This is a genomic window from Vreelandella halophytica, from assembly GCF_968193635.1.
Genome location: NZ_OZ309107.1, coordinates 918,389 through 943,107 on the forward strand (window position 1 = coordinate 918,389; position 24,719 = coordinate 943,107).

The window sequence follows — 24,719 nt, forward strand, 5'->3', positions numbered from 1 at the left end:
TGGGGAGAGCCTTCGAAACCGGCGTGTTCGAGCAGGGCCCAAAGGCACATGATGAAACATTTTACCTTAAGGAGATAGCAGGCAGGTGATTAACGTCGAGCGTAAAAACAGCTTTCAGCTAAGGCTTACCCGGCGGCTGAAAGAGGAGACGTCGCACACGCTGGATGTTTACTTGTTTGTTCCCGGTGAGCTGGGGCTTGGCACGCAGCTGGTCACCGAAGAGGCCTTCTTTCATAGCGCCGTTCAGGTATCGCGCACCTACTACAGTGACCAGTACCACCTGCCGCTGGTGCATAGCCGCTTGGCGAGCCGCAACCGGCTGGGCAGCGAGTCCTACCGGCTTGGCTTGAGCCTTTACGCCTACCAGTACGTTATTGCTTTGGAACAGGCCACTCAGTCGGTACTTACCGATGCCCGAGCGCTGCGCGTCGAGAAAAAAGAGGAGCTTTCCGAGGCCGAGCGCGAAAGCCAGCAGGCGCTTCTGGATAAGGTCGATGAAATGAATGACCTGAGCGAGGGCATCCTTAGACGCCTGCGGCGTAACGAGCCAAGCGACGAGGCGCTTTACAAGTATTTCGCCAATATCGACAACTATCTTTCCTGGTTCACCGAGCAGCAGCGCCTGACGCTAGTGGCGCACCTGCCGCGGGGCGGGGTGTTCAACCCGGTGCGTAAACAGCTGATCGACCTGTGCGAGGTGGAAAACGGCTACCGTCGGGAGCGGCAGTACAACGCCGAACGGGTCATGGCCGACCCCACCCGCATGTCCAATAAAATGCGCCTTATGCGCCGCTTGATCGAGCACCCGATTACCCTCAAACAGGCTTCGCTCGAGCTGGGTCATGGCGAGCAGCGGGCGGTGAAGGCGCTGGCAACGGCCGTGGTCATGTCGTTTGTGACGCTGGGGGTTTTGCAGGCACGGGATGTGGTGGGGGACATTACCGCGCTGTTCGTACTGGTGATGGCGATCCTGTACGCCATGCGCGAGGTGTTCAAGGATGACCTGCGCAATACGCTGTGGCGGCTTCTGCGCAAGGGGCGGCCCAAGTGGCGCCGCCGGTATCTGGACCCGACGCGCAACGTGCTGGTCGGCAAGCAGCTCGAATGGTTCAACTACAAGCGCTTTTCATCACTGGACGAAGAGATACAAAAACTTCGCCACCGAAGCGTTGCCCAGCGCGAGGAAATGGTGCTGCATTATCGCTCGCGTTCGCGGATGTCCCCCACGCGCTTTTTGAGTGGCTATGAGCACACCCGGGAAACGCTGACGCTGGATATTTCGCTCCTCACCCGGCTAATGAACAAGGGCAAGCACCATATCTACCGGCTGAAAGAGGGCCAGGCGGTGCGCGAAAGCGTCGAGCGCCGCCACCTGTTCAATTTGGTGATTCGCGAAACCGGCAGTGAAGACACGCCGCAGCTGGTGCGTTGGAAGGTCGTGGTCAGCCGCTCAGGGATCGTCGATGTCGAGCGGGTCGAGCAGAAAAGCGCATCCCGGTAACGTAAAGCGCCCCAAAGGGCGCTTTAACGATTGACCGCTTATCCCTCACCCACTCTACTTACCGATTCACGATTCACGATTCACGATTCACGATTCACGATTCACGATTCACGATTCACGATTCACGATTCACGATTCACGATTCACGATTCACGATTCACGATTCACGATTCACGATTCACCGCTTCGATCGCCTTTTCCAGCTGATCGACGCTGCGCTGGGTATGGTGAAGCTTGTCCAGCCCGAAAAGGCCGATACGAAAGGTCTGGAAGTGATCGCCTTCATCACACATCAACGGCACGCCGCCGGCGACCTGCACCCCCGCCTGGCCTAACTTGCCGACCAGCGCGGCATCGCTTGTGTAGCTCACGACCACGCCCGGCGCCTCGAAGCCCTTGGCGGCCACGCTTTTGAAGCCCTGGCGTGTCAGCATATCGCGCACCGCGCGGCCGAGTTCGATCTGCTCTTGCTTCACCTTGGCGAAGCCGTACTCGCGGGTCTCCTGCATGATGGCACAAAGCGCGCGCAGGGCGTCGGTGGGCATGGTGGCGTGGTAGGCGTGACCACCGTTTTCATACGCCTGCATGACGGCATGCCACTTGCCCAAATCGCAGGCGAAGCTGTTGCTCTGGGTGTTTTCCAGGCGCTTGACGGCGCGGCTGGACAGCATGACCATGGCGCAGCAGGGCTGGCCGCTCCAGCCTTTTTGCGGCGCGCTGACCACCACGTCGATACCCAGGTCCTGCATATCCACCCAGAGCGTACCCGCGGCGATCGCGTCGAGTACGAACAGCGCGTCCACTTCCCGGGCCGCCGCGGCCACTTCGCGAATATAGTCGTCCGGCAGCAAAATACCCGCCGAGGTTTCCACCTGGGGGGCAAAGACGACCGCCGGCTTTTCGGCGCGAATGCGCTCGGCGACCTCGCTTGCGGGCATCGGCGCGAAAGGCGCCTGGGGGTCGTTTTCTTTCACCCGACGCGCCTTGAGCGCGGTGTGATCCTCGGTCAAACGGCCCATCTCGATGATCTGGGTCCAGCGGTAGCTGAACCAGCCGTTGCGAATCACCAGCACCTTCTCGTCCTTCGCGAACTGGCGGGCCACGGCCTCCATGCCAAAGGTGCCGCTACCCGGCACGATAACGCTGGCCTGGGCGTTATAGACCTCCTTGAGCGTGGCGGAAATGTCGCGCATTACGTGCTGGAAACGCGCGGACATATGGTTGAGCGAACGGTCGGTGTAGACCACCGAATATTCGAGCAAACCGTTCGGGTCGACGTCGGGCAAAAGGGCCGCCATGGGCTTCTCCTGGAGTTAAGGGCGCGCGGGCAACTGCTCGGGGCCGAAGGCATCGGGCAGCAGCGTCTCGATGGTGTAGGTCTTGAGCCGTTCGCCGGCGCGAGAGACCACGTGGATCTCGGTGCCGGGGGCGGCGAACTCGCGAATGCGCTGGCGGCAGTCACCGCAGGGCGTACACAGGTGCTCGCCCGGGCCCATTACGTACACTTTCGAAAGCGTATGGTGACCGGCGGTGACCATGGCCGAAATCGCCGAGCCCTCGGCGCAGATGCCCTTGTAATGGGCCACCTCGACGTTGCAGCCAACGAACTGCTGGCCATCCGGCGTCTCCATGATGGCGGCGACCGGGTGGGCGGAGTAGGGCACGTAGGCGTTAGCCAGGGCGCCGGTAAGGCGCTCTACCAGCGCAGGATCTACCTGATTCATCGCAATCTCCGGTTCAGGCGTTGACGCCCTTGTCGCGCAGTACGGCGTCGAGGGCGATGGTCATCATGTCGTTGAAGGTGGTTTGGCGCTCGGCACTCGAGAGCGAATCGCCTTTCAGGATATGGTCCGACACGGTGCAGATCGTCAGCGCCCGGGCGCCGAACTCGGCGGCCACGCCGTAAAGCCCGGCCGCTTCCATCTCGACGCCGACGATGTTGAAGCGCTTCATCAACTCCGCCATCTGCTCCTGGGGGTTGTAGAACAGATCCGCGGAGAAGATATTGCCTACTTTCACCGGCACGCTGTGCGCCCTGGCGGCGGCCACGGCGTGGCTCGCCCACTCGAAATCCGCAATGGCGGCGAAATCGTGGTCGTTGAAGCGCATGCGATTGACCTTGGAGTCGGTGCTCGCGCCCAGGCCGATGACCACATCGCGCAGGTTGACGTCGTCGCGCACCGCCCCACAGGAGCCCACGCGAATGATCGACTTCACCCCAAACTCGGTGATCAGCTCCTTGGCATAGATGGAAACCGAGGGGATCCCCATGCCATGGCCCATCACCGAGACCTCGACACCCTGGTAGGTGCCGGTAAAGCCCAGCATGCCGCGCACGTCGTTTACCTGGCGCACGTTCTCGAGGAAGGTGTCGGCAATGTACTGAGCGCGCAGCGGGTCGCCGGGCATTAAAACCGTATCGGCGAAGTCGCCAGATTCTGCGTTGATGTGGGGCGTTGCCATAAATGCTCCTTAAACGATCAAACCTTGAGCGGTCAAAAACGAATCAGACGAAGGCGGGCAGAAAGCTTTCGCCGTCGTCCATTGCGCGCAGCACGAAGAAGTCGGCAAGCGTCTGGCCGATATCGGCGAAGGTGTCGCGTTTGCCAAGCGGCCCTGGGGTAAAGCTTGCGCCGCTCACCAGCATCGGCACGTACTCGCGGGTGTGCTCGGTGCCTTCCCAGCTCGGGTCGCAGCCGTGGTCCGCGGTCAGTATCACCAGGTCGTCCTTGTCGAGCGCGCCCATCAGCTCCGGCAGGCGGGCGTCGAAATCCTCAAGCGCACTGGCGTAGCCGGGCACGTCGCGACGGTGGCCGTAGAGCGAGTCGAAATCGACGAAGTTGGCCATGATGAACGTCGGCTTCTCGCGGGCCTCGGTGCGCGCGATTTCCCCCAGGGTGGCGTCCATTAGCGCGTCGTGGCCGCTGGCTTTCACCTTATGGGTAATGCCGCAGTGGGCGTAGATGTCGGCGATCTTGCCAATCGAGACCACGTCGCCACCGGCTTCCGCGAGCTTTTGTAGTACCGTCGGCGTCGGCGGCTCGATGCTGTAGTCGCGGCGGTTGCCGGTACGCGTGAAGCTCGCGGCGTCATCGCCGACGAACGGGCGGGCGATGACCCGGCCGATGTTATAGGGCTCGAGCAGCTCGCGCACGGTTTCACAAAGCGCGTAGAGGCGCTCGAGGCCGAAATGCTCTTCGTGGGCAGCGATCTGAAAAACCGAGTCCGCCGAGGTGTAAACGATCGGCTTGCCGGTTTCGACGTGCTCCTCGCCCAGCCGCGCGATGATCTCGGTGCCCGAGGCGTGGCAGTCGCCCAGCGTGCCGGGAAGCCCGGCCTGCTCGACGATCTTGTCCAAAAGGGCCGGCGGAAAGCTGCCCTCTTTATCCGAGAAGTAGCCCCAGTCGAAACGCACCGGAACCCCGGCGATTTCCCAGTGGCCGGACGGCGTGTCCTTGCCGCTGGAAATTTCCTGGGCGTGGGCGTAGGCGCCCTTGAGTTCTTCGGGGAGCTCGACGCCTTCGGCCACTTGGCCGGTGGCATCCCGGTGGGCGTGAAAAAGCCCGAGCTTGGCCATATTGGGCAGCTTCAAGGGCCCACTGCGAAATTCGGTGTCGGCCTCGCCGCGGGCGCAGGCGGCGGCGATATGGCCCAGGGTGTCGGCGCCTTCATCGCCGAAGGCCGCGGCGTCCGGCGCCGAGCCAATACCAAACGAATCCAGTACTACTACGATCGCGCGGCGCATTAGGCTTCTCCTCTAAAGGTGTCCTGTATCAGCGTATCGGCGTTGACGGCGGCTTGGCCCAGGGTGATGGCGGCCTTGAGCTGCTCGGCGGCGCGGTTGGCGGCCTCTTCGCTCTGGGCGTGAACCATGGCCAGCGGCTTTTCGCCATCGACCCGGTCACCGATTTCGGCGATCTCGCTAAAGCCGACGCTGTGGTCGACGGCGGCGTCGTTGCGAAGGCGCCCGCCGCCAAGCTCGACCACGCTCATGCCGACCGCCCGGGTGTCGATACGACTGACGATACCGGACTCGGACGCGTAGACCGGCTTCACGACCGCCGCCTTGGGCAGGTAGCTGTCCGATTTCTCCATGAAGTCGCTCGGCCCGCCAAGTTCCGACACCATACGGGCGAAGACTTCGGCGGCCGCGCCGGACGTCAGCGCTTTGTCGAGCTTCGCAAGGGCCTCCTCGCGATTAGCGGCCAGCTTGCCGGCCATCAGCATCTCGACGGCCAGCTCCCGGGTGACCTGCATCACGCGGCTTTGCGGGCGCTCGCCGCGCAGCAGGGCCAGGGTGTCGACGATTTCGACCGCGTTGCCGGCACTGGGGGCCAGCGGCTGGCTCATGTCGGTCAATAGCGCGGTGGTCGGGGTGCCTGCCTGGGTTGCCACGTTGGCAATGCTTTCGGCAAGCTCCCGGGATTTTTCCGGCGTGGGCATGAAGGCGCCGCTGCCGACTTTGACATCCATGACCAGCGCGTCGAGCCCGGAGGCGAGCTTCTTGCCAAGGATAGAGGCGGTAATCAGCGGGATCGACTCCACGGTGGCGGTAATGTCGCGCACGCCGTAGATGCGCTTGTCCGCCGGCGCCAGGTTGCCGGTTTGGCCGATGATCGCCACGCCCGAGGATTTCACCACTTGGCCGAAGCGTTCCGGGGCGGGGTAGGGGTCGTAGCCGGGGATCGACTCGAGCTTATCCAGCGTGCCGCCGGTATGGCCAAGCCCGCGCCCGGAAATCATCGGCACGTATGCGCCGCAGGCGGCGACCCAGGGGCCGAGCACCAGCGACACCAGATCACCCACGCCGCCGGTGGAATGCTTGTCGACGATGGGGCCGGGCAGGTTCATCGAGCCCCACTCCATGACGTGGCCGGAGTCACGGGTGGCGGTGGTCAGCGCCACGACTTCTTCGCGGCTCATGCCGTTCAAATAGACCGCCATGGTGAAAGCACCGATCTGGGCATCGCTGATGCGGTCATCGGCCACGCCTTGAACGAAGTGCTTGATCTCCTCGAGCGGCAGCGCCTGGCCGTCGCGCTTGAGGCGGATGAATTCCTGGGGGAGCAGGGCGTGCTGGGAAGACATTAGTATTCTCCTTCTTCCGGCGCGGTGTCGGTGGCGTTCAAGGTCATGAGGACGTTACCCAAAAGGCTCGAGGCGCCAAAACGGAAATGCTGGGGTGTGACCCAGTGTGGGCCCATGATGCTGGCGGCGAGTTTCATGTACTCGATCGCCTCTTCGACGGTGCGTACGCCGCCGGAGGCTTTGAAGCCCACCTCCTGGCCGCTTGCCTTGATGGCGTTGAGCATCACTTCGGCGGCTTCTAAGGTGGCGTTGGTTTCGACCTTGCCCGTCGAGGTCTTGATGAAGTCGGCGCCGCCTTCGATGGCAAGCTCGCTCGCCCGCTTGATCAGCGCGGGCGTTTTCAGCTCGCCGGTCTCCAGAATCACTTTCAAAAGCGCCTGGCCACCGCAGGCGGCCTTACACATTTCGACCAGTTCCCGGCCGGTTTCTTCATCGCCGGCCATCAGCGCGCGATAGGGGAAGACCACGTCGACTTCGTCGGCGCCGGAGGCAACGGCTTCGCGGGTGGCCCGGGCCGCGCCCATGATGTCCTCGCCCCCTTCAGGGAAGTTGGTCACCGAGGCGATTTTTACCTGGCCTGCCAGGTTGTGGGCGCTCAGGGCGCGCTGAGCGGTCACGATGAACTGCGGATAGATGCAGACTGCGGCGGGCGTGCCGACCGGGGTTTTGACCATCTGGCATAGCGACTCGATGCGCGCGTCGGTGTCGTCGTCGTTGAGGCTGGTGACGTCCATCAGGGCGAGCGCTTGTTTAGCGGCTTGAATGAGGTCGGGTGAGGCAGTCATGGCATTCTCGCGTTGGTATCGATATTTTCAGTGTAAAAAACAAACGGGCATCGCGCGTGGCGTGCCCGTTTTTTGGCGCATTTAAAAAAAGGGCTACGCCGCGACGCTTCCCAACGCGATGAAAAAGCCTGCGATCGAGGCCGACATCAAGTTGGACAGCGTGCCGGCCAGTACGGCTTTGACCCCGTACCGGGCGATTTCATTGCGCCGAGTCGGCGCGATACTGCCAAGCCCGCCCAGCAAGATCGCAATGGAGGACAGGTTGGCAAAGCCACACAGTGCAAAGGACAGAATCGCGGCGGTATGCGGCGTCATCATCTGACCCGTCGCGGCCACTACCTGTTCCCCATCGATGTAAGGGGCGAGGTTGATGAAGGCGACGAACTCGTTGACGACGATCTTTTGGCCGATGAACGAACCGGCCAGGGTCGCTTCCGACCAGGGCACACCGAGCAAAAACGCCAGCGGCGCGAAGAGCCAGCCAAGGATCATTTCCAGGCTCAACGTCTCGAAGCCGAACCAGCCGCCGACACCGCCCAAAATGCCGTTGATCAGCGCGATCAAGCCGATGAACGCCAGCAGCATGGCGCCCACGTTGGCGGCCAGCATCATCCCGGAGGTCGCGCCGGAGGCCGCTGCGTCCAGCACGTTGACCGGCTTGTCGTCCTGCTCCTTGAGCTCTTCGTCCACTTTGGAAATGCTATCGCTATCCGCGTTGTCCTGGGTTTCCGGCATGATCAGCTTGGCGAACAGCAGCCCGCCCGGGGCGGCCATGAACGAGGCGGCCACCAGATACTCCATGGGAATACCCAGCTGCGCGTAGCCGGCCAATACCGAGCCTGCCACCGAGGCCAGGCCGCCACACATTACGGCGAAAAGCTGCGACGGGGTCATGCGTGCGATGAACGGACGCACCACCAGCGGCGCCTCGGTTTGACCCACGAAAATGTTCGCCGTGGCCGAAAGCGATTCGGTGCGCGAGGTGCCTAGCGCCTTTTGAAGCGCGCCACCCAAAATGCGGATGACCCACTGCATGATGCCCAGGTAGTAGAGCACGGCAATCAAGGAGGAGAAGAAGATGATGACCGGTAGAACCCGAACCGCAAAAACGAAGCCGATGCTTTCGACATCCGCCAGGCCACCAAACAGGAAGTCGATACCGTCGTTGGCAAACACCAGTACCTGGCTCACACCGGCCGAAATCGTGCCCAGAAAAACCTGACCGAAGGGGATGTAAAGCACGAACGCACCGATACTCGCCTGAATGGCGAAGGCGCCCAGTACGGTGCGCAGACGTATGGCCTTACGGTCGTAGGAGAACAGCAGCGCAATGGCGACTAGCGTCGCCATGCCGACCAGGCTCATAAGGAGTGTCATAGGGAGATCCTTTGAGTTCGCGAGGCTCGCCTCGGTTTATAGGAAGTTGAGCTTGACCGAGTAGATCATCGCGTTTTGGTACTGATTCGGTGCGCCTAGCTTGTTATCCGAGTAGCGGTACTGAACGCCGGTGGTGATCAAATCCGCCGGGTGCCACCAAAGACCGATCGCCCCGTTGGTGCCGGTACGGCTAGCCGTGCCACCCACGTAGTTCTGTTCGATGTAGTCGCTGTCGCGATCGAAGGTTTGCTCGTGCCAGTTGGTCACGCTAAAGCCCTGATCGAAGGCCGTGAATTCGTAACCCGCGACCCAGCCGGCCATATAGCCGTTCATGCCCGTGTAGCCGTCACTCTGTACCCGCGCCGGACCGATGAAGGGCTTGAACCACAGGCCGTTATCGAAGGTGGTGCGGTAGCCAAGGCCCAGGATCTGATCCTGTTCGCGGCCGTCGAAGCCGTAGTCGCGGAAATCATAGACGTGGGCGTAGAGCGAGAAAGGCGTATCGCCCAGATAGATGTGCGAGGTGACCTTGCCCGCGGTACGAAAGTTATCCTGGCCGTTGCTCGATTCGTCGAACTGATCGTTGGTCGGGTTTTCGAAGTCGAAGAAGCCGTAGAACTCGCCCCAGCTAAAGCCAACGCCGCCTTCGAGCTCCACGTAGGTGAAGTCGCTTTTGGCTGCGTTGTTGGCGGTGCGGCGTTCGGTACCGCTGGACCAGTCCAGGTAGTTGACCGAGACATTGGCAAATGACCAGAGCCGGTCGAGGGTTTGCGGCTCGGGTTCGTTGGCCAATGCCTGGGGCGTGAGTAGCGCGCCTACCAGCAAGGCGCCCGCCCCGCAGAAAATGGATGCGTGCGGAAGTCGGTTAATAGGTAGAACAGTCATAAGGCCTCAAGGTTAACGTGGCACGGCCGCCATCTGGTATTGTTAGTAGGGCGGTTCAAGTAGTGCGCCGGGGTACGTGGACGCGGGCTGGCATGGCTTTAGATTATAACATTTAGTTTTATTTGTTTAATACCGCTTTGCCCGCCCTCTTCGAGGCGTTCAAAAAAGCGCCGCGTGGGTTTGATCGGGCGAAAAGCGAACTTTACCGGTCAATGTGCGCAAATGGGTGTTGCTCGACCAGCCTATTTTGCTACTCTTGGCAGCCTCGATGCGGTGGTCTCCGATGACGGGCAGATTTCAAAGCGATTTGAGAGACGCTCGAACCGTGAGCCGAGCATCGCAGTGACTTGGCCGAAAGGCGGTATTCATGGGTTTTGAACGGGCAGGGTGCGGCAATGCGTCGCTTTCTGCGCGCGCGTAATCAATAGAAAATACCTCCGCCTTTATTCGTGCGTGAAACGCACGCCAGGTTCGCTACCAACCCCATGCGGTAGCGCATATTTTTCCCGGTGTTATGAGGCCCGCGCCTGGTGCGCCAGGAAAAGTATGGGGTGCTAGTTGGTCTGCTATATGGCATATCGTTTGGCTTGCTGTCTGGCGGCTAGTTTTGAAACGCAACTCTGACGAGATCGCACCATGCAACAACCCTCCAAATGGCGCAGGCGTGGCACTTTCTTCGTGCTCCTCGCGCTGTGCTTGCTCCTTGCAGGCTGTAGCTCGGCCCTGATGGACCCCAAGGGCGATATTGGTGAAGCACAGCGTTCGCTGATTCTCAGTGCCTTTGGCTTGATGATGATCGTGGTGATCCCGGTCATCGTGCTTACGATCGCTTTCGGTTGGCACTATCGGCGCAACAACACCGTCGCGCAGTACCTGCCGGACTGGGCGCACTCCAACGTGATCGAAGGTATCGTGTGGCTGGTGCCCGTTGTCATCGTCGGTATTCTGGCGGTGATTACCTGGCGCTCTTCTCACGAGCTCGACCCGCACCGCCCCCTCGAGAGCGACGAGCCGACGCTTGAAATCCAGGCGGTCTCGCTGGACTGGAAATGGCTGTTCATTTATCCCGAACAGGGCATCGCCACGATCAACGAAGTCGCCATGCCGGTCAATACACCGGTGCGCTTTCGGGTGAGCTCCGGCTCGGTCATGAACTCGCTGTTCATTCCGCGTCTGGGCACACAGATCTACGCAATGGCGGGCATGGACAACGACGTCCATCTCATGGGTAACGAAATCGGTACCTACTGGGGGCGCTCCACCAACTATAGCGGTGCAGGCTTCGCCGGTATGGTCTTCGACGCTCACGTGACATCGCAAGAGAACTTCGATGAGTGGGTCGCAGAAGTCGCCGCGTCGCCCAACACCCTGACTTACCCGGAAGGTTACTCCGAACTTGCCGAGCGTTCTTCGTTCGTCCCGGTCGAGTACTTCTCTGACGTAACGCCGGAACTCTACGAGCGGCTAGTAAGCAGTTTCCATTCGGGAACAGACCCTGAGACGGAAACGCAGGACGCAGACCGTGCACCGGCCGTTGATACGAATGAAGCCTATCAAACGACCGAAAACCAAGAGGGTGAGGGGTCTGACGACGACCAGCTCATCAGCAACGAGGCGGGAGGGTAAGCCGTGTTCGGTAAACTAAGCTTAGAAGCAATCCCCTTACACGATCCGATTATCGTGATCGTGGGTATTGGGATGATTGTCGGTGCCATCGCCCTGTTGGGCGCGATTACTTACTTCCGTAAGTGGGGCTGGCTATGGAATGAGTGGTTCACTTCGGTCGACCACAAAAAACTCGGTATCATGTACTTCGCGGTGGCGCTTGTCATGCTGCTGCGCGGTTTCGCCGACGCCATCATGATGCGTAGTCAGCAGGCCCTGGCCGCTGGCGGCTCGATGGGCTTTTTGCCACCGGATCACTACGACCAGATCTTTACCGCCCACGGCGTTATCATGATCTTCTTCGTAGCGATGCCGATGGTTATCGGCCTGATGAACCTGGTGGTGCCGCTACAGATCGGTGCGCGCGACGTCGCCTTCCCGTTCTTGAACAACCTGAGCTTTTGGCTGTTCGCAGTTTCCGCTGTGCTGATCAACGTATCGCTGGTACTGGGTGAGTTCGCCAAGACCGGCTGGCTCGCTTATGCGCCACTGTCGGGGATAGAGTACAGTCCCGGGGTCGGGGTGGATTACTGGATATGGGCGCTGCAAATATCCGGTATCGGTACGACGCTAACGGGTATCAACTTCTTCGTCACTATTTTGAAGATGCGTACCAAAGGCATGACGATGTTCCGCATGCCGATCTTCACCTGGACGTCCTTGTGCGCCAACGTGCTGATCATCGCCTCGTTCCCGATTCTGACGGCGACCGTTGCACTGCTTACGCTTGACCGCTACTTCGGTATGAACTTCTTTACCAACGAGCTTGGCGGCAACGTAATGATGTACGTCAACTTGATCTGGGCCTGGGGCCACCCGGAGGTGTATATCCTGGTGCTGCCGGCGTTCGGTGTCTTCTCGGAAGTCATTGCAACGTTCGCTCGCAAGCGTCTGTTCGGTTACCACACCATGGTATGGGCAACCGTTGCCATCACGGTACTTTCGTTCATCGTTTGGCTGCACCACTTCTTCACCATGGGGGCCGGTGCCAACGTCAACGCCTTCTTCGGCATCATGACGATGATCATCGCCATCCCGACCGGGGTTAAGGTCTTCAACTGGATCTTCACCATCTTCCGTGGTCGCCTGGAAATGACCTCGCCGGTACTGTGGACCCTTGGCTTCATCATCACCTTTACGATCGGTGGTATGACCGGTGTCATGCTGGCGCTGCCGGCGGCGAACTTCGTGCTGCACAACAGCCTGTTCGTTATCGCGCACTTCCATAACGTCATCATCGGCGGCGTTGTATTCGCCATGCTGGCAGGTCTGACCTACTGGTTCCCGAAAGCGTTCGGCTTCACGCTGAACGAGAAGTGGGGCAAGCGTGCCTTCTGGTTCTGGATCACCGGTTTCTACACCGCGTTCATGCCGCTTTATGTGCTGAGCTTCTACGGTGCGGCGCGCCGCATGCAGTCCTACCCCAACGCTGAATGGCAGCCCTGGATGATCGTTGCCTGGGTAGGCTCGGTACTGATCGCGCTGGGTATCGCCTGTACGCTGATCCAGTTCTACGTGAGCATCCGCGATCGTAAGCAGAATCAGGACGTCACCGGCGACCCGTGGGATGCCCGTACGCTCGAGTGGTCTACTTCTTCGCCCGCGCCGTTCTATAACTTCGCGCACGAGCCGGAAGTCGGCGATATCGATAGCTTCTGGACTCAGAAACAGCGCGGTATCGAGCAGGCGGAAGAGAAGACCTACCAGGATATTCACATGCCCAGAAACACCGTGGCGGGCCCGATTATCAGCTTGTTTGCGATGATCTTTGGCTTCGCGATGATCTGGCATATCTGGTGGCTGGCGATCGTTGGCGCAGTGGGTACGCTGGTGAGCTTTTTGGCGCGCGTCTTTAACGACGACATCGACTACTATGTCCCGGCCGCCGAGGTTGAGCGGATCGAGCGGGCTCATCAAAAGCGTTTGGAGGCACAAGGGTAATGGCGACAGATACAACGCACCACGGCGCCCATGCTGACGAGCATCACGACCACGATCACCACGATGTAGAAGGCACCAAAGTCTTCGGCTTCTGGGTCTACCTGATGAGTGACCTGGTGATCTTCGGTACGCTGTTTGCCACCTACGCCGTGCTCATGAGGGGCACGGCGGGCGGCCCGACCGGCGCCGATATTTTCGAACTGCCGCTGATTCTTTTTGGCACCTTTGCCCTTTTGATCAGTAGTTTCACCTTCGGCATGGGCGTGTTGGCGATGAACGCCAACCGCGTTGGCCAGGTGAAAATGTGGCTCGGCGTGACCTTCGTTCTGGGTCTGATGTTTTTGGGGATGGAAGTTTACGAATTCCAACACCTGATTCACGAAGGGTTCGGGCCGGATCGTAGCGCGTTCCTGTCATCGTTCTTTACGCTGGTAGGTACCCACGGTCTGCACGTCACCTTCGGTATGATCTGGATTCTGGTCATGCTGGTTCAGCTGTCCACCAAGGGGATCAACGCCCAAACGCGTCCGCGCATGCTGTGCCTTAGCTTGTTCTGGCACTTCCTGGATATCGTCTGGATCTGCGTGTTCTCCTTCGTTTACCTGATGGGAGTGCTTTGAGATGAGTCATTCTTCTAGCCAACCGTCCGCTCACGGCTCGACGAAATCCTACGTACTGGGGCTGGTACTCTCGCTGGTACTGACGATCATTCCATTTGGCGCGGTCATGATGGGCTTGTTCAGCACGCCCGTGACGGTCTGGATTATCGTGATTACCGCGGTGCTGCAGATGCTTGTTCAACTTGTGATGTTCATGCACCTGAATACCAAGGCCGACGAAGGATGGAACATGATGTCCTTCGTGTTCACCGTCTCGATTCTCGCCCTCGTGGTAGGAGGCTCTTTGTGGATCATGCATCATCTGCACCTCAACATGATGATCGGCTAACCACGATGCCCAGCCGGCGGCAGGATCTTCTCGAGCTGACTAAACCCGGTATCATCGGCGGCAATCTGATTGCCGCCATCGGCGGCTATTTCCTGGCCGCCCAGGGGCAGTTCGATGGCATCACCTTCGCCGCCGTCTTACTGGGCATTGCGCTGATTATCGGTTCAGCCTGTGCCTGCAATAACGTCATCGACCGCGATATCGATGCATTGATGGCGCGCACGCGCCATCGCCCGCTGGTACGCGGTAGCGTCTCGATCACCATGGCGCTGGGCCTTTCAGCGTTGCTGGGGGTTTGCGGCGTGGTATGTCTGGCGCTGGGCACCAACGGCTTGACCGTGGCGCTCGCGGTGATCGGCTGGGGCGTTTATGTGGGCATATATAGCCTTTACATGAAGCGCAGCTCCGAATACGGCACGCTGGTAGGCAGCCTTTCCGGTGCGATGCCGCCGGTCGTTGGCTACTGCGCGGTCACCGGCACGTTCGATAGCGGTGCGATCGCGCTGCTGGTGATTTTTTGCCTGTGGCAGATGCCGCACTCTTATGCCATCGCGATCTTCCGCTACGCGGACTATCAGCGCGCCTCCATTCCGGTTCTACCGGTGGTGCGTGGCATCAAGACTGCCAAGCATCACATTCTGGGCTATATCGTGGCGTTCATTCCCGCCTCGCTGGCGCTGGTATTGGCGAGCAAAGCCGGGATCGGCTACTTGTGCGTGGCACTGGTGATGGGCTTTTACTGGCTCTACCTGGCGCTGCGTGGCTACCGCCTGGAAGACGACGTGCGCTGGGCGCGGCAGGTATTCGGTGTGTCGATTCTCACCATTACCGCGCTGAGTATCATCATGGTGCTGGAAGCCGTGGTACCGCTCGCCTAAAGAGGTGGTCGCGGTAAGTAAATGAAAACGCCCCGAGGGTCACCTTGGGGCGTTTTTCGTTTATGGCCACGTACCAAAAAACAACGCTAGCGCTGGCTGGCCTGAATCGCCGTGAGCGCGATGGTGTAGACGATGTCGTCGACCAGCGCCCCGCGGGAAAGGTCGTTCACCGGTTTGTTCAAACCCTGCAGCATTGGGCCCACGCTGACCACCCGAGCGCTACGCTGTACTGCCTTGTAGGTCGTGTTGCCGGTATTCAAATCCGGGAAAACGAACACCGTGGCTTTGCCGGCCACGGGGGAGTCCGGTGCTTTCTGCTTGCCGACACTTTCGATGGCCGCGGCGTCGTACTGAAGCGGGCCGTCGATCGCCAGGTGGGGGGCGCGCTCTTTAGCGATACGCGTAGCTTCGCGCACCTTGTCGACATCCACGCCGGTGCCGGAGTCGCCGGTAGAGTAGCTGATCATGGCGACCCGCGGTTCGATCCCGAAGGCCTCGGCGGAGCGGGCGCTTTGCAGCGCGATCTCGGCCAGGGTTTCGGCGTCCGGGTCCGGGTTCACCGCGCAGTCACCGTAGACGACGACCTGCTCCGGCAGCAGCATGAAAAAGATCGACGATACCTGACTGTACGCCGGTGCCGTCTTGATCAACTGAAATGCCGGGCGCACGGTATTGGCGGTGGTATGAATAGCACCGGAGACCAGGCCGTCCACTTCATCGAGGGCGAGCATCATGGTGCCGAGCACGACGTTGTCCTGAAGCTGGGCTTCGGCGGTCAACTCGTTGAGCTTGCCACGGCGGCGCTCGACCATCGGTGCGATGTAGTGAGCGCGGGTGCTCTCCGGGTCGATGATGGTCAGCGCCTCGGGTACGGTCAGCCCGCGGTGGCGGGCCACGCTTTCGATCTCCTCGCGCTGGCCCAAAAGTACGCAGTCGGCAATGCCGCGGCGCTGGCAAATAATGGCCGCCTCCACGGTGCGGGGTTCGTTGCCCTCCGGCAACACGATACGCTTTTTGACCGACTGAGCCTGCTTGACCAGCTGGTAGCGAAACGCCGAGGGCGACAAGCGCCGGGTATAGCCACGGCTCAGGTTGGCTTTTAGCCATTCCAAATCCATGTGCGCGGCCACGTAGCGGGCCACCTGCTCGGCACGCTCGAAGTCGTCCATGGGGATTTCACGGCTGACCATGGTCAGGTTCTGGGCGGTGGTCAGGCTGTCGGTTTCGACCGCCAGTACCGGCAGGCCTGTTTTCAGCGCCGGGCGGCACATTTCGATCATGTTGTCGTTGGGCATGAAGCCGTTGGTGAGCAACACCCCGGCGAGCTGGGTACCGTTCATGGTGGCCAGCGCCGAGGCGAGCACCACGTCGTCCCGGTCGCCGGAGGCCACGACCAGGCTGCCCGGTGTAAAGATGTGCAGAGCGTTGGCGGCGCTTCGCGCGCACAGACTGGTAGAGAGCACCCGGCGCGAGGCGGCGTCGCCTTCGTTGAGCACGGTGGCGTTCAGCGCCCGGGCGACATCCAGCGTACGGGGCGCGTTGAGTGTTTTACTTTGCGGCACGATGCCGATCAGGTGGAAGCTTTCGGTGGCCAAAAAGGGCGAGTAGCGACGCAGCTCCGCCAGGACCGGTTCTTCCAGCTGAGGTTTGACCGTGCCCGGTGCGGCGGAGAGCTCGTCTTCGTGGCCGCCGTAGGGCAGGTTCTTCATGCGCATCAAAATGCCGCCCAGGGTGCGCTTGGACCCTACGCCGCCGAAGCTTCGCGCGTGCATGTCGAGCTCTTCGGCCAGCCGCTGGGGCTCGTTCAAATCGCCGGTGCCGACCAAAATGATCCGCGCGTTCAGCGCATGGGCAAGCTGGGCGTTGGTCTGCGTGGCGTAGGTGGTGTACTGAGTGGGGACGACGCCTTCGACGACCACCAAATCCAGCGCCGTGTCGTCGCGCTTGGCTTGCTGGAGCACCTGATCGAAGAGCTCGACGGCATCTTCCATCAGTTCATCGGTATGGTCATCGCGCAAGAGCCGCTCCAGCCGCGCCTGGGAGATGGGCGAGGGTGGGCGCAGGTTCAGCGTACGCGAGACAAGCGCCGTCGAGCGGTCGAGGCCCGGGCCGTTGAGCTCGTTTTGCATGAACGGTTTCAAAAAGCCCGCTTTTAGGCCAATGGTATCCAGCGCCTGAATAAGACCCAAACAGGCCGAAGTCAGGCCCGCACCCGCGCTGGTAGGTACCAGCAAAATGGCCTGGGGTTGGTCGTCCGGTGTGCTCATATCAAGGTCTCCAGGCACTGGCGAGTTTCCAGGGCGATACGCCCCTCTTCATCGGTGGGAATGACCCAGGCTTCCGGGCCGTGGTCGGGTTGGCTGATAAGGCCCTCCTGGCCACGAATGGTGGCCTCGTTCACCGTCTCGCTGAGCGTAAAACCGAAGTGGGGCATCAGGGCGAGCACCCGCGCGCGTACGATCGGCGAGTTTTCACCGATACCGCCGGTGAAAATGACGCCGTCCAAAGAGGGCAGTGCGCAGGAGAGCGCGGCCAACGACTTGGCGATTCGGTAGCAAAAAACTTCCAGCGCAAGCGATGCCTTGGGGTGGCCGGCAAGCGCTTGCTCTTCGATTTCGCGCATATCGTTGGTCAAGCCGGAAAGCCCCAAAAGCCCGCTTTGCTTGTTGAGCACCTCGTCGATTTTATCCAGCGACCAGCCCAACTGGCGGTGCAGGTGGGCGTGAAGGCCCGGGTCGACATCCCCGCTGCGCGACCCCATGACCAGCCCTTCGAGCGGCGTCAACCCCATGCTGGTATCCACGCTTTGGCCGTGCCATACCGCCGCGGTGGAGCAGCCATTGCCCAGGTGCGCGGCCAGCCAGCCACCTTCGCCTCGGGCGCTGAGTTCGGCGGCGCGGCGGCTTACGAAGGCGTGACTGGTGCCGTGAAAACCGTAGCGGCGGATGCCGTGCTGGGTGTAAAGCGCCTCGGGCAGCGCGTAGCGGTAGGCGCGCTCGGGCAGAGTCTGGTGAAAGGCAGTATCGAACACCGCGACCTGGGGCAGCGCCGCGAACACGCTGCGGGTGGCGGTGATGCCGGCCAGGTTCGCCGGATTATGAAGCGGCGCCAAAGCGGCGGTGGTTTCAATGGCGGCAATGACGTCATCGGTAATCAGCGCGGCTTGGGTGAAGTGCTCGCCGCCATGAACGATGCGGTGACCGACCGCCACGGGCAGGCGGCCCTCCAGGCGATCCAGTATGGCGTTGAGCGCCTGAGCGTGGTCGGCGTGGGGAAGCGCCTGGGTAAAACGTTCCCCCGCGCTGGTTTTCCCCTTCAAGCAGGCCCCGGCGCTGCCCAACCGCTCGGCAAGCCCTGAAAGACGTGGTGTATCGGGGGTCGAATCGATCAGCGCGTACTTAATGGAGGAGGAGCCACAGTTGATCACCAGCACCGGTGCATTCATACAAGCCTTCTCTTGGGTGGGGTTAAGTTAAAGCGAGGAATAGACTTTAGTGTAGCATGACGGCTCTGACGCAATCAGCGCTGAAGCGCGCGGGCCATCCATGTAATATGGCTAGTTCTTGCCCCTTATTTATCCAATATGAGCCGATCTGTCGCTATGTCAGCTTTATCCACTTCGCCGCTTCCGCGCCATTTAGCCATCATGTTGCTGGTAACGGTGGCCAGTATGTTCGCGGCCAATCACGTCTCGGCACGGCTGGCCTTCGATAATGGGACCGGCTTACTGCTGGCTATCTTAACCCGCTCCGGCGTTGCCTGTTTGATCCTGATCACGCTGGTGTGGGTACAAAGGAAAAGCCTTTGGCTGCCCAAGGGCACCTGGCCCTGGCAACTGGCGGTAGGGCTTTTGATCACCGTTCAAAGCCTAAGCCTCTACTCCGCGGTGGCGCGGCTTCCCGTCGTCGTGGCTCTTTTATTGGTCAACACCTTTCCCATTCAGCTGGCACTGCTGAGCTGGGCGCTTGGTGGGCCGCGGCCGACACTTCGGCAGTGCCTGATAATGGGCACTATTTTGATCGGCCTGCTGGTCGTGCTGGATATTCCCTCCTGGCTTGCAACGCCGCAAAGCATGGGCCCCGAATGGATGGCGGGTATCGGCTTTGGTTTGCTCGCCGGGTTCGTCTTTGCCAACGCGCTATGGATTACCGAACACCGCCTGGCCAGTGTAGGCAGTACCTTGCGCACCCTCTTGACCATGCAAACCGTCTTTTTTGCCATGGTGATAGGGGCGGTTACCGGCGCGGTGCCCGGCGGCATGGACCTGCCGGGCAACGGCGCCGGCTGGACCGGGCTTGTGCTGTTGGCACTGTTATACGGCACCGGGTTTTCGACGCTGTTTATTTTTGTGCCGCGCCTGGATATGACACGCAATGCCCCGGTCATGAATCTCGAGCCCGTGGCCTCGTTGGTATTTGGATATTTCGTTTTAGGTCAGATGCTTGGCCCGGTTCAACTGCTGGGCGGGGCGGTCGTGGTCGGCGGGATCGTGGTGCTGAGTCTTTCGAAGGTACGCTGAGGAGTTGCGTTGAGCGCCATTCTGGGGCAAACTTAAAAAACGTAAGGAAACACTGTTTTTTAACTGAGGTACCTCCTATGAAGATGACCGTATTATCACTCACCTCTGCCGCTGTCGTTCTCGGCGCAAGTGCTTTCGCGGCATCGGCCCAGGCGCAGCAATCCTTTGGCTACCCGGAAGGTTATATCGGTGGCGATGCCATGTTCTGGAGCCTGGACCCGGACCGCGGCTCCTCGCGCGATGACGTAGGCCTGCGCCTGCGCGGCGGCGCTCAGTTCAACGACTACTTCGCCGTGGAAGGCCACCTGGGTACAGGCGGCTCCGACAGTGGCGCCAAGCTGGATTACCTGGCCGGTGTCTACGCCAAGGGTATCGCCCCGATCGCCCCCAACGTTCGCCTTTACGGCTTGGCGGGTATGACGGAAGTGGATTTCGATCTCGACCGTGAAAGCGGCTTCTCCTACGGCGGCGGCGCCGAGTTTGATATCGCTCCGAACATTGCGATCAACGCCGACTACATGCGCTACCTCGATAAATCGGCCTACGATTTCGACGCAGCCAGTGTCGGTCTACGCTACCGCTTCTAAAGCGAGTTCGTAGCAGCGTTTCAAAACCCCACCCCCGCGGTGGGGTTTTTTGTGGGCATATGGAACCTTAAAAGGGGCTATATTGTTAGCTTGCTAATTATTTGGTAGACTAACGTATTAATTTGAATCGACCTGGGCCCCGCCAGGGTTTGAAAGAGTAAATACGATGTCTCCCGATCAGCGCTTTACCCGATGGGTAAGGGTGGCTTTGGCTGCCTTTGCCCTTTTGTTTGTCTACTTCCTGATAGCCGACAGCTTCATGCCGCTTACCCCCGAGGCGCGCATCATGCGCCCGGTCACTCGTATAGCGCCGCAGTTGAGTGCGCCGGTCAGTGAGGTGGTGGTACGCGACCACCAGCAAGTGGCCAAGGGCGATGTGCTGTTTCGCCTGGACCCCGAGCCTTACGAGATCGCGCTTGCCAAGGCGGAGCTGGATGTCGAGCAGGCCGCCCAGGAGAACGAGCGCCTGCAGGCCGACCTGGCCGCGGCGCGCGCCTCGTTGAGCGCCGCCCGGGCGACCGCAACCGAGCTTAGCGGCGAACGCCAGCGGGCGGAGTCGTTGGTGGGCCGTCAGAGCATTTCCCGCCAGCAGTACGAACAGCGGGTCGCAGCGGCGAATACCGCCAATTCCGACGTGCGCGCGGCCGAGGCACAAATCAAAAGCCTCGAGGCGCAGTTGGGTGAAGAAGGCGATACCAATCTTCGGCTGCGCCAGGCCCGCAATGCGCTAGCCAATGCGCAGCTCGATCTGGACCGTACCGAGGTGCGCGCCAAAGAAGCGGGGCAGGTGACCAACCTGCAACTTCAACCCGGCGATTACGTGCAGGCGGGCCAGCCGGTGCTGGCGCTGGTGGCGGGCGGCGTGGATATCGTGGCGGACTTTCGCGAGAAGAGCCTGCGCCACGTGCACGTCGGCGACGAAGCGAAAGTGATACTGGATGCGCTGCCCGGGCATATCTTCGAAGGCCGCGTGACGGCACTGGACGCCGGCGTGAGCGAAGGCCAGATCAGCGCCAACGGCCAACTGGCCGATATTCCCACTTCGAACCGGTGGGTGCGCGATGCCCAGCGCCTGCGCTTGCACGTTACATTAGCAAACCCGCTCGCGGCGATGCCGCCCAGCGGCGCCCGGGCGAGCGTCCAACTACTGCCCGGCGAGCATGCGCTGGCGCACCCGTTCGCGTGGCTACAGGCGCATTTGATCAGCTGGCTACATTATGTCTACTAAGATCCGGTCTACTAACACAGGGTCGATTCAACACCGGTTGACTCACGCCAGACCCATCAAGGCGTTCATGACCTACGTGTTTGGCGGCCCGGCGCGGGAGAAGATACTGGACGAAAACGGCCTGCGCCAGTGCCTGCGCGTGGCCGGGGGCGCGACGATCGGGTTCGTCATCAGCAAGATAATGGGCTGGAACTACGGTGTGTTCTTCACCGTCTTTCCCATGTTTTTGTTGGGCATGGTGCCTTTGCTGAATGCCAGCATCGTTCGCCAGTTTCTGGGCAACGCTACCTTCAACGTGGTGGAGGTCAGCCTGATCATCGGCCTGTTACAGCATATGCCGGTGGTGATGACGCTGGTGGTGCTCGGCATTTTTCTTTTCCGCTTCAATCTGATGGCGAAAGGCCCGCTTTTTTTATACGCCGCCAACGGCGTGGTGACCCTGAGTGTTTTGCTGCACTTTGCAAGCTACCCTGGGGTGGACCTGAGCGAGCTTTTAACCGCCAACATGCTGGCGAGTTTGTTGGCGGTGCTGATCGCCATGCTCATGCACACGCTTTTCCCCGACGTCACGCCCCGCCAGCCGCCCCCGCGGGCGGAGAAGCCGGCCGCGCAAATCCGCCACGAGACGTTGATCGGCGGAATTACCGCCACCCTCTCTTTCGTGGTGTTTCAAACCTTTGATTTGCGCGATTCGCTCTCGGCCCAAATGGCGACGGTGCTGGTGCTGTTTGCCATGGGCTATGCCGGCGCCCAGGCCTCGTCCATCCGGCGGATCATCGGTACGCTTTTAGGGTGCAACATGGCGCTGGTGATGCAGATGCTGCTCTATACCCAGAGCAATCACTTCTTACTGGCGATCATGATTTACTGGCTGGGTTTGATGCTTTTTGCCCGCGAACACGTTCGCGAGGCGGGAGGCTCCGGTGTCGGGTTTGGCGGTATGACCACGCTAGGCATTTTGTTTGGCCAGTCGCTTGGGCCAAGCCAGGACCTTGTTTACAGTGCGCTTTACCGGTTTTCATCGATGTTCGTGGCGCTGTCGATCACGCTAATGGTCATGGCCTGCCTGCACCGGCTGCTCAATAAGTGGAAGGCCACGGCATTGCCCGAAAGAAATTAACGCAACTTTTTCAGCACCGGCTACTCTAATAGGTACCTGTAAAGCGAAAGACAGTGATTGTCTCCTTGCAGGATGCACGTTCCCTACTAACGGATTAGAGGTATATGACTATGTCTGGTGCAAACGAAGATAAAGCAAACGGTAACGCCAACAAAGCTGCGGGCAAAGTGAAAGAAGCCGCTGGCAAAGTAACCGGTAGCGACAAGACCGAAGCCAAGGGCAAAGCCCAGCAAGCCAAAGGCGAAGTGCAAAAAGGTAAGGGCGATCTAAAAGACGCCGCCAAAAAGTAATTCAGTTTTAGAATAGTGAGCAGGGGCCTTCGGGCCCCTGTTTTGTTTTTGAGAGCAGATCGTTTGTTTTTGAGAGCAGATTGTCGTTCAGCGTAGCGCCCGGACGGCGCTACGCTGACGCGTGGTCATGCCTACTCTTCGGCCATCTCGACCGAGAAGCCCATCTCCAGGCCCCCGTCGCCAACCGTTACCCACCACTCCATCTGATCGTAGATGTCCCCGTAGTGGCGGAACACCTCGATATCGGCCTTGGAGAAGTCGTCACCGGGGGACTGCGCGGCGACGTTTGCCATCGCATGAAAGAAGTCGCCGGCCATGAACCCGTGCATCAGCAGGTTCTCATCGGTGGACGAGGCCTTAAGTTCATCCTGCAGTGACGAGGGGTCGTCGCTGCCAAGGCCCAGTGCCAAAGCGGACTCGGACATGGCGGCGTAAAGCTCGGGCGCGTTCGGGGGCAGCAGAATACTCTCGACGCGCTGGGCGTCGCCGCCTGGCGTCAGCCTTAGCTCGTCAAAACCTGGCAGGAAGTTGCTGGCGCTCTGGAGCAGCGTCATGGGGTTGGGGGAGGCCAGTGTCAAAAGCCCGGTGCCCGCTGGCATGCCGTTTTCGACGTAGAAACTGTCGACTCGGGTGTAGAGGCCCGAAAGCGATGGCCCAACCATCATCATGAGCGGATGGCTCAACGTTTTGTTGGCATCGTCCCAGGCGCCGTTTAGCTCCTGAAGCTCGGCGCAGCCGAAGGGGTTCTCGCGCAGTTGGCGCGAGTAGGTCTGCACGGTTTCAAGTAGCACCGGCAGGCTCAGGCCCATGCCAAAGCTCGCCAGCCCTTCTTTGCTTCCCAGACCCGGCACGTCGGTAACGAGGCGGCGCAGGTCGCTGACGATCGCGTCGTCGGTTTCCACGATCAGGTTCATCTCCGAGCGGCCGTTTAGGTCCTGCTCCCGCGAGCCCATCGCGATACCGGGGAAGCGGCCCGTGATACGGTCGAGATCCGCCTGGCAGGCGGAAAAGTCCAGCGGCTCTTCGCCGGCCAAAGCCAACAGGGCCTCGGTGCCTGCGTGGTCGGGCGAGCTCAACTCATCCAGTACGCGGGCGGTGCGAATCTGGCCCGCCCCGTAGGGGGTGAAGCCGTAGCGGCTTTCGAGATCGGCGAGGGCACCGGTGTCATCGAGGCTCTCTTCCGGCAGATTCTTACCCAGTACCTCGGCCAGCAAGGAATCGCTGGCATCATCGGGCACCAGCGACAGCAACGCCTGCCCGTCGACGAGGGCCAGGATGATCTCGACATCGTCTTCCGGGGTCAGCACCCAGTAGTCGGTGCCGTCTGTGGTGCCCGTGCGCGGCGTTATATCGGCATTGGCCAGCACGCGCTCGAGGGTTTCGCGAAACGCCGCGCTATCTTCCAGTTCAAAGCGCAGCACCGGCAGGATGCCCAGGCCGTAAAATGCGGCCTGGGGCGCGGCCTTGATACCTCGCTCATGCAGGTCGTCCAGGGTCCCTACGCTTTTGACCTCTTCTCCGAGAGCGAGGATCAGCGAGATGAACGCCTGGGATTGCGCATCGGTTTCATGGCGCTGGAGCTCGCGCAACTCCTCCATGTCCTGTTCCAGGCCTTCATCGAAGAGCATCGTGCGTTTGTAGAAATCGAACACCTCCTGCTCCGGCATCGTCTCCCGGGTGGCCATGAAGTACGGGGAGTCCGCCGGGATGTAGCGCAGCATCGACGTATCGGCGGCCGAGTCGCTGTCGTCGCCGCAGCCGCTGAGTACGCTACCGCCCAACAGAGCAAGGGAGGCCGCCAGGTAGGTTTTTCTATTCATCGTCGGGTCGCTCTCTGAAAGGAAACCCAAAGAATACATAACTTGGGTTAACAACACTATTGTCCCTTGACGTTGAACCGGGTTTTT

The 24,719-nt window shown here is 60.6% G+C and carries 22 protein-coding genes; 11 read left to right on the forward strand and 11 right to left on the reverse strand.

From position 1 onward, the window contains the following. Positions 1 to 85: 85 nt before the first annotated feature. Positions 86 to 1,501 (forward strand): hypothetical protein, encoded by a 1,416-nt coding sequence (locus tag ACWHXT_RS04295; RefSeq protein ID WP_447957377.1) that lies wholly within the window; start codon positions 86 to 88, stop codon positions 1,499 to 1,501. Between the two features lie 164 nt (positions 1,502 to 1,665). On the opposite strand, the gene ACWHXT_RS04300 is transcribed toward ACWHXT_RS04295, so the two are convergent. The 8 genes from ACWHXT_RS04300 to ACWHXT_RS04335 form a co-directional block, all read right to left on the reverse strand. After that, positions 1,666 to 2,799, reverse strand: a complete 1,134-nt coding sequence (locus ACWHXT_RS04300; protein WP_447957378.1) for an aminotransferase class V-fold PLP-dependent enzyme — start codon at positions 2,797 to 2,799, stop codon at positions 1,666 to 1,668. Positions 2,800 to 2,814: 15 nt separating this feature from the next. Continuing rightward, positions 2,815 to 3,225 carry a cytidine deaminase gene (cdd, locus tag ACWHXT_RS04305; RefSeq protein ID WP_447957379.1) on the reverse strand — a complete coding sequence of 137 codons (411 nt, stop codon included), beginning with the start codon at positions 3,223 to 3,225 and terminating at the stop codon, positions 2,815 to 2,817. Between the two features lie 13 nt (positions 3,226 to 3,238). Then, a complete protein-coding gene (deoD, locus tag ACWHXT_RS04310) occupies positions 3,239 to 3,964 on the reverse strand; it encodes a purine-nucleoside phosphorylase (RefSeq protein ID WP_447957380.1) in 726 nt (241 codons plus the stop codon). A 43-nt stretch (positions 3,965 to 4,007) separates the two neighbouring features. Next, complete coding sequence (locus tag ACWHXT_RS04315; RefSeq protein WP_447957381.1) at positions 4,008 to 5,246, reverse strand: phosphopentomutase; 1,239 nt, start codon at positions 5,244 to 5,246, stop codon at positions 4,008 to 4,010. After that, entirely contained in the window at positions 5,246 to 6,589 is a 1,344-nt protein-coding gene (gene deoA, locus ACWHXT_RS04320) for a thymidine phosphorylase (RefSeq protein WP_447928277.1), read from the reverse strand. Before deoA ends, ACWHXT_RS04315 begins: the two co-directional genes overlap by 1 nt. Beyond that, positions 6,589 to 7,374, reverse strand: coding sequence for a deoxyribose-phosphate aldolase (gene deoC, locus ACWHXT_RS04325; protein ID WP_447928278.1), 786 nt, complete (start codon positions 7,372 to 7,374; stop codon positions 6,589 to 6,591). Before deoC ends, deoA begins: the two co-directional genes overlap by 1 nt. Before the next feature lie 93 nt (positions 7,375 to 7,467). Next, positions 7,468 to 8,751, reverse strand: a complete 1,284-nt coding sequence (locus tag ACWHXT_RS04330; protein ID WP_447957382.1) for a NupC/NupG family nucleoside CNT transporter — start codon at positions 8,749 to 8,751, stop codon at positions 7,468 to 7,470. 36 nt (positions 8,752 to 8,787) lie between these two features. Next, positions 8,788 to 9,636, reverse strand: coding sequence for an outer membrane protein OmpK (locus ACWHXT_RS04335; RefSeq protein WP_447957383.1), 849 nt, complete (start codon positions 9,634 to 9,636; stop codon positions 8,788 to 8,790). Positions 9,637 to 10,272: 636 nt separating this feature from the next. Between ACWHXT_RS04335 and cyoA the strand changes: the two genes are divergently transcribed. The 5 genes from cyoA to cyoE are packed head-to-tail and all read left to right on the forward strand — an operon-like array spanning position 10,273 to position 15,068. Next, complete coding sequence (gene cyoA, locus ACWHXT_RS04340) at positions 10,273 to 11,262, forward strand: ubiquinol oxidase subunit II (protein WP_447928281.1); 990 nt, start codon at positions 10,273 to 10,275, stop codon at positions 11,260 to 11,262. Between the two features lie 3 nt (positions 11,263 to 11,265). Next, positions 11,266 to 13,242, forward strand: coding sequence for a cytochrome o ubiquinol oxidase subunit I (gene cyoB, locus ACWHXT_RS04345; RefSeq protein WP_447957384.1), 1,977 nt, complete (start codon positions 11,266 to 11,268; stop codon positions 13,240 to 13,242). Next, a complete protein-coding gene (gene cyoC / locus ACWHXT_RS04350) occupies positions 13,242 to 13,862 on the forward strand; it encodes a cytochrome o ubiquinol oxidase subunit III (protein ID WP_447928283.1) in 621 nt (206 codons plus the stop codon). The genes cyoB and cyoC overlap by 1 nt, the downstream gene beginning before the upstream one ends. 1 nt (position 13,863) lies before the next feature. After that, a complete protein-coding gene (gene cyoD / locus ACWHXT_RS04355) occupies positions 13,864 to 14,190 on the forward strand; it encodes a cytochrome o ubiquinol oxidase subunit IV (RefSeq protein ID WP_447528030.1) in 327 nt (108 codons plus the stop codon). After that, positions 14,148 to 15,068, forward strand: a complete 921-nt coding sequence (gene cyoE, locus ACWHXT_RS04360; protein WP_447895369.1) for a heme o synthase — start codon at positions 14,148 to 14,150, stop codon at positions 15,066 to 15,068. Before cyoD ends, cyoE begins: the two co-directional genes overlap by 43 nt. Positions 15,069 to 15,154: 86 nt before the next feature. Here cyoE and pta read toward each other — a convergent pair whose 3' ends face one another. Beyond that, positions 15,155 to 17,335 (reverse strand): phosphate acetyltransferase, encoded by a 2,181-nt coding sequence (gene pta / locus ACWHXT_RS04365; RefSeq protein WP_447528032.1) that lies wholly within the window; start codon positions 17,333 to 17,335, stop codon positions 15,155 to 15,157. After that, positions 17,332 to 18,513 carry an acetate/propionate family kinase gene (locus tag ACWHXT_RS04370; RefSeq protein WP_447957385.1) on the reverse strand — a complete coding sequence of 394 codons (1,182 nt, stop codon included), beginning with the start codon at positions 18,511 to 18,513 and terminating at the stop codon, positions 17,332 to 17,334. Before ACWHXT_RS04370 ends, pta begins: the two co-directional genes overlap by 4 nt. 156 nt (positions 18,514 to 18,669) lie before the next feature. On the opposite strand from ACWHXT_RS04370, the gene ACWHXT_RS04375 reads away from it, so the two are divergent. The 5 genes from ACWHXT_RS04375 (at position 18,670) to ACWHXT_RS04395 (ending at position 22,812) form a co-directional block, all read left to right on the forward strand. Next, entirely contained in the window at positions 18,670 to 19,587 is a 918-nt protein-coding gene (locus ACWHXT_RS04375) for an EamA family transporter (protein WP_447957386.1), read from the forward strand. Positions 19,588 to 19,664: 77 nt separating this feature from the next. Next, positions 19,665 to 20,174, forward strand: coding sequence for a porin family protein (locus ACWHXT_RS04380; protein ID WP_447957387.1), 510 nt, complete (start codon positions 19,665 to 19,667; stop codon positions 20,172 to 20,174). Positions 20,175 to 20,340: 166 nt separating this feature from the next. After that, positions 20,341 to 21,402 (forward strand): HlyD family secretion protein, encoded by a 1,062-nt coding sequence (locus tag ACWHXT_RS04385; RefSeq protein ID WP_447957388.1) that lies wholly within the window; start codon positions 20,341 to 20,343, stop codon positions 21,400 to 21,402. Between the two features lie 67 nt (positions 21,403 to 21,469). Then, complete coding sequence (locus ACWHXT_RS04390) at positions 21,470 to 22,522, forward strand: DUF2955 domain-containing protein (protein WP_447957389.1); 1,053 nt, start codon at positions 21,470 to 21,472, stop codon at positions 22,520 to 22,522. Positions 22,523 to 22,632: 110 nt separating this feature from the next. Continuing rightward, positions 22,633 to 22,812, forward strand: coding sequence for a CsbD family protein (locus ACWHXT_RS04395; RefSeq protein ID WP_447895375.1), 180 nt, complete (start codon positions 22,633 to 22,635; stop codon positions 22,810 to 22,812). Between the two features lie 131 nt (positions 22,813 to 22,943). Here the strand turns inward: ACWHXT_RS04395 and ACWHXT_RS04400 are convergent, their stop codons facing one another. After that, the gene (locus tag ACWHXT_RS04400) at positions 22,944 to 24,632 is read right to left on the reverse strand and encodes a hypothetical protein (protein ID WP_447957390.1); all 1,689 of its coding nucleotides are present in this window, start codon (positions 24,630 to 24,632) and stop codon (positions 22,944 to 22,946) included. Between the last annotated feature and the right edge of the window lie 87 nt (positions 24,633 to 24,719).